This window comes from Acidisoma silvae, assembly GCF_020618775.1.
Lineage (GTDB): Bacteria > Pseudomonadota > Alphaproteobacteria > Acetobacterales > Acetobacteraceae > Acidisoma > Acidisoma silvae.
In genome coordinates, this window is the sequence record NZ_JAESVB010000049.1 from 1 (window position 1) to 5517 (window position 5517).

General features: G+C 60.1%; 6 protein-coding genes. 3 read left to right on the forward strand and 3 right to left on the reverse strand.

The features are described from left to right. From ASILVAE211_RS25505 to ASILVAE211_RS25510, 3 genes are all read left to right on the forward strand, one after another. The coding region (locus ASILVAE211_RS25505; RefSeq protein WP_406566105.1) for a transposase at nucleotides 1–597 on the forward strand (597 nt) is incomplete at its 5' end. Nucleotides 598–603: 6 nt separating this feature from the next. Next, nucleotides 604–681: a hypothetical protein gene (locus ASILVAE211_RS26640; RefSeq protein ID WP_406566107.1), complete on the forward strand. Its 78-nt coding sequence runs from the start codon at nucleotides 604–606 to the stop codon at nucleotides 679–681. 98 nt (nucleotides 682–779) lie between these two features. Continuing rightward, nucleotides 780–1166 (forward strand): IS6 family transposase, encoded by a 387-nt coding sequence (locus tag ASILVAE211_RS25510; protein ID WP_406566106.1) that lies wholly within the window; start codon nucleotides 780–782, stop codon nucleotides 1164–1166. A 183-nt stretch (nucleotides 1167–1349) separates the two neighbouring features. Here ASILVAE211_RS25510 and ASILVAE211_RS25515 read toward each other — a convergent pair whose 3' ends face one another. The 3 genes from ASILVAE211_RS25515 to ASILVAE211_RS25525 all read right to left on the reverse strand — a co-directional run. Then, entirely contained in the window at nucleotides 1350–2429 is a 1080-nt protein-coding gene (locus tag ASILVAE211_RS25515) for an SWIM zinc finger family protein (RefSeq protein ID WP_227324177.1), read from the reverse strand. Between the two features lie 5 nt (nucleotides 2430–2434). Next, nucleotides 2435–5200 carry a DEAD/DEAH box helicase gene (locus ASILVAE211_RS25520; RefSeq protein ID WP_227324178.1) on the reverse strand — a complete coding sequence of 922 codons (2766 nt, stop codon included), beginning with the start codon at nucleotides 5198–5200 and terminating at the stop codon, nucleotides 2435–2437. After that, nucleotides 5197–5517: hypothetical protein (locus ASILVAE211_RS25525; protein WP_456304505.1), on the reverse strand; the 321-nt coding region annotated here is incomplete at its 5' end. The genes ASILVAE211_RS25525 and ASILVAE211_RS25520, both read right to left, overlap by 4 nt.

The following is a 5517-nucleotide window of genomic DNA, read 5'->3' on the forward strand; positions in this document are numbered from 1 at the left end:
GCCCGTATTAGGGCCGCCAAAGCCGAGTTGGAAGCGGAAGCCAAAGAACTCGAAGCGCGAAAGGCCAAGCCGGATCCCGGTGACAGCGATCATGCCAAGCGAGGCCGAGGCCGCCCCGCTCAGCATCCGCCTGGTCAGCCAAAACCCACCGCACAGCGTAACTTCACTGATCCTGAAAGCCGGATCATGAAGGGTCGCGATGGCTTCATCCAAGGCTACAATGCCCAGGCTGCAGTTGATGCAGATGCTCAGATAATTCTGTCTCACCGCTTGAGCAATAATGCCTCGGATCAGGACGCGCTGATCCCGCTTCTGGACAGCATAAAAGCCAATACCGGTGCAATGCCTGATGAACTATCCGCCGACAGCGGATTTTGCTCGGAGGCTAATCTGGCGGGATTGATTGCTCGCGGTGTGCGCGGATATGTGGCCTCTGGCCGAGCTGCGAAAGCACGCGGCGGCACTAAAGGCGGCACACTGGTCCAAGCCATGCGCACAAGGATCAAGCGTGGCGGCCATCGGACGCGATATCGCCTGCGTAAATTTACAGTGGAACCTGTGTTCGGACATATCAAATCAGCCCGCGGTTTTCGATAGTTCCTGCTGCGTGGCATTGAAAAGGTCAAAGACGAATGGGCCATGATCTGCATCGCCCATAACCTCAAAAAACTGGTTGGCTAGGCACATGGGCAAAGCACTGCGCTATCTTCACGCCAAAACATCAAGCTCAAATTCCGTTACCGGGACGCGCTCCTAGGTGAGGGTAAAGGATCGCTGAGATGGGGAAGCCGGCGGCCGGTCTCGCTGAGCTGTTCAAAGGACGGCACTTCGAACGCGAAATCATCATCCTGTGTGTTCGCTGGTATCTGCGCTTCAAGCTGAGCTTTCGGGATCTGGTCGAGATGATGGCTGAACGTGGACTGTCCCTTGCCCATACGACAATCATGCGCTGGGTGCAGCGTTTTGTTCCTGAGTTCGAGCGCCGCTGGAACCGCTTTGCCCGGCAATCGGGCGACTCCTGGCGTGTTGATGAAACCTATATCAAGGTTCGTGGTGTCTGGACCTATCTGTATCGCGCGGTGGACCGGGAGGGCAAAACGGTGGACTTCCGGCTGAGTTCTTGCCGCGATGTGGCGGCTGCGAAACGCTCTTCGGCAAGGCACTGAAGTCGCAGAAACGTCCACCTCGTGTCATCACGCTTGATGGATATGCCGCCTCTCATAGAGCCGTCCGGGAATTACCAAGGAGAATGACGTCTGGAAGAATACCAAGTTGCGGTCATCGAAGTACCTCACCAATATTATTGTCAAATCGCTTGGAAGCCCTAGGGTTAACGACGGAGGTCAAGGTCACCTTCTGTTGCGTCGGAAGGAGGCATTCAATTCGTTACTCTCTTTCTTATCACATTTTGGTTCTAGCTCTCTTTTTGCGGATGGCCGACTGGACTGGACCTTCTTGGAGGCATCCTGCTGCTTATGAGGCTTCGCCTCCGCCATAGCGTGCGAGCTCTGCTTGGAGGGTTTGACCGGAACCCTCGGGTCCCTGGCTTTCGTTGTTTTCAGAGCAACAGCTTTGTCCGCAACGGCGGCGTGTTCCCTCGCAACGTGCACTCCGGAGGTCGAGCGCCTCGGCAAAGTTGGTGTTGCTTTGTCTTTTCCCGGCTGTACTTTTGAACGCGCGGGTTTATTCAGTGGCTGATCAGGCCGTTCGGCGTCGGCCATGTCCAGACCGAACAGAGCAGCCATATCCTCCGCCACCAAAACCTTATTCGTTGTCGGTCGGGATTTTGGCACCGACAACGCCGTGTCGATCCCAGCCACCAACTCGGCCTCATCGACCGCCCGCAGCCGGAACAGCAGTTCCGGTTTCTCATCCAGCCGCGCCCCCACGCCGTAGAGCACCGCCGCCACATGCTTGCACATGGAGGCATGATCCGGGCAGGTACACGCGAAACGAATCTGGGAAGGCTCCGGAAACAGCCCGGCCCCCTGCTGACAGATTCGCTCCATGACGCCTTTCGAAAGTCGTCCCTGCAACAATTCAACCACGGATTCGATGCCACGACTGCAGTCCGCACAAATCGACTGCCATTGCGTCTTTGCGGTCTGTTTGACCGAGATGATGACGGTGTAAACGTCGGAACCACTGACCAGAGCCGTGACACAGCCTGTCTCGATCTGCAGATCGATCACCAACCCGTTCCTCACATAGCTGCGGCCACGTGGTAGACGGCTGGCATAGTCGCCATAGCTTTCCATCATATCGCACCACGCCCGGCCCCAGAAGGTCTTCGCTATGGTCCGCCCCTCAATGGTGACCGGGGTGATGGGCGATCCTTTTCTCCGCAGTTTCACGACCAGGCGGGCAGCTTGCCGTCGCCGTTCGGCCGCGGACACATAAGGCGCCCAATCACCATAGTAGCGTGACATGAGCGTCACTCCCTCATCGCGGTGTTCAAGTCGAGTGCGACCAAGTCCAGCAGCGCCGCATCGGTCATCTCTGTCAGGTTGATCTCACCGCCACCCGATAGCATGGCGTCTGACAGGCTCTGCTTCGACTCAATCATCTTATCTATCTTCTCTTCGACGGTGCCACGACAGACGAACTTATGCACCAGCACATTCTTCCTCTGGCCAATCCGAAAGGCTCGGTCAGTCGCCTGGTTCTCCACCGCCGGATTCCACCAGCGATCGAAATGCACCACGTGGGAGGCTGCCGTCAGCGTCAGCCCGGCCCCCCCTGCCTTCAAGGATAGGACGAAGAAGGGAACAGCCTCGTCCTCCTGGAATTGCTGTACCAGGCCACGGCGCTGCTTGACCGGAACCTCTCCGTCCAGCAACAGCCCCGGCCGGCCGAAGAGGCTGCTCAGAAAGCCGGTCAGCGGGACAGCCGCCTCACGGAACTGCGTAAAAACCAGCATTTTTTCCTGCCGTGACGCGACCACCTCCACCACCTCGCGCAGGCGGGCCAGCTTGCCGCTATCTGCTTCGGCCCAGTCGCCGTCGTTGAGCCATTGCGACGGGTGGTTGCAGATCTGCTTAAGCCGCATCAGCATCGCCAGCACTAGCCCTCTGCGCTGAATGCCATCGGCCTCTCCCAAGCGCCGCTCAAGATCCACGACCGCCTGGGTGTAGAGCGCCGCCTGTTTGCGGCTGAGATGGCAATGCGCCTTGACCTCGGTCTTGTCCGGCAGGTCGGCGATCACGGATCGATCCGTCTTCATCCGCCGCAGGATGTACGGACGCACCAGTTCCCGCAGCGGGCCGTAGGGGTTCTCGGACCGTTCTGAAAGCGTCTTGACGTATTTTGCGAAAGGCTTGGCACCTCCGAGAAGCCCAGGATTGATGAAGTCGAAGATCGACCAGAGGTCTCCGAGGCTGTTTTCGACCGGCGTCCCAGTCAAGGCGATCCTGGCCCGCGCTTGCAATGACTTGGCAACACGGGTCTGCTTAGCATTGGGGTTCTTGATCGCCTGGGCCTCATCCAGGATGAGCAGCCGCCAGGGGATGTGCGCCAGCACCGGCATTCGCAGCAACGTGCCGTAACTGGTGATCGCCAAGTCGAGCCCCTCGGCATCGACGGGCGAGAACTGCTGCGCTTCCTCAGTCGTCATCCCAGAGGGATGGAGGATCCGTGCGTTCAGGCCGGGGGCGAAGCGGTCGATTTCCGCCGCCCAGTTTGCCAGAAGTGAGGCGGGCGCCACGATCAGGCATGGCGCCAGCTTCGTACCGGGACTTTGCTGCTGTTGCACCAGCAGAAGCGATAGCACTTGGATTGTCTTCCCCAGACCCATGTCGTCAGCCAGACAGGCTCCCAACCCGAGTCCAGACAGCAGATGCAGCCATTGCACGCCGGCTTTTTGGTAGGGCCGCAGCGTGCCGCGCAGAGCGGTGCCAGGATCGACCCCGGTCCCGTCGGGACTGCGCAGGGCCTTAAGCGTCTTGGCCAGCCAAGGTCCGGCCGAGACGCGCGCCCATTCGCCGGCAGCGGAACCGATCGCGCCCCCCATCGCCATCGGGTCGGCCAACATGCGCATCGCCTCGGCAAAGCTGAGACCCTGCGAACGGGATAGCTCGTCCGCCGCTTGGAACTGCCGCATCATGCGTTCGAGGCGCGCCCGGTCGACCTCGACCCATTGCCCACGCAGTAAGACCAGACCATCGGTCCCCGCGAGAAGCGCGGCAATCTCCCGCTCGCTCAGGCGCTCTCCATCGAGAGAAAGTTCGACGGAGAAATCCAGCAACCCGTCCAGGCCAAGTTTCGACGGTGCCTGGGCGCCCAGGGTCGCCGTCACCTGCGGGCGCGGTGGCCGGCTGGCCCTCCAAGTCGGAGGCATCCTTACCACGACACCCGCGCTTTCAAGCGCTCCGACGCTGGCCAGTAGAATTGCAGCGTCCTGCGGGGTCCAGCGCAAAGGGTGATAAATTTCGCCGCTATCTACCATCGGACGCAGCCAGACACAGGCCTCAGCGGCGCGCTGCACGGGCATCAGCAACGCGAGTAGCTTGGTGCGGTTGGCAGCGCCGGCGTATTCACGCAGGGCCTCCCCCAGCAGCACATGCCGCGCCTTGCCCTGCGCCGATAGATGCGTCGTGTAGGTTGCCATAAAGGCAAAGGGTAATTCTGAATCGTTGCGGTTCTCGGCAAGATTGAAATGCACCCGGCCGACCAGGTTCCAGGCCGGATTGAACGCTTTCAGAACTGTCTGAAGATCTCCTTTTGTCGCGCTGAAGGCCACCGCTGTCGCCAACTGCAGATCCTTCCAGAGACTCCGAAGCACATCTAATGTCAGATATTCGATACCCATCATCATCGGCGCGGCACGGACCAGCTCAGCGAGGTCGCTCTCCCCTGGCGTCGGAATGTCCGGAATCGCAGTCGGACGGTTCGCTATTACAGAAGTCCCGTCCCCGTGCAGGCACAGCGCCGCCACGTAACGCGTCGCGAACCCACGCCACCAGGCGAAAGCAGGCGGGAGACTGCGCCCGACTTCGCCAGCTCCGAGCTGGAGGAGACCGGGCCCGCTTCCCTGGGCGAAGGCGGCCTCGAGGCGGGCCGAAAGAGATACATCAATCTCGGCCGCTTCCTCCGCTGCTTCGCAGAGGAGATGGCCATGAGGTGTGAGCCGGAGGGTCAGGCCATTTACAGATACCCGTGACCTTTTGGGGCCCGAGGAAAAACCGTGGATGCCATTGTTCATAGGATAGTAAATCCAAAAGTGGGCAAACCAGACTCAGGCGAGGCCGGTTTGCTTGATCGACTGACATTGATGCAACGGAAGGCCTCCGCCTGCATCAGTGCAACGTCGCCCTGCTTCGCCAATTCCAGGCTAGCGCTGAAGGTCGTCGCCCAGGCCGAAGAGCAGTGCATCGCGCCATCCAAGGCCGTACCTTCCTCATCGGTCAGCACCGGAAGCTCGGGCAAAAACGCCGCGAGCTCCCTGCCCTCACCGTCCTCCCCCAGAATACGCAGGATCCGGTCCCGCGCCTCGGTGACGGAATAGAGATCACTCCAGGA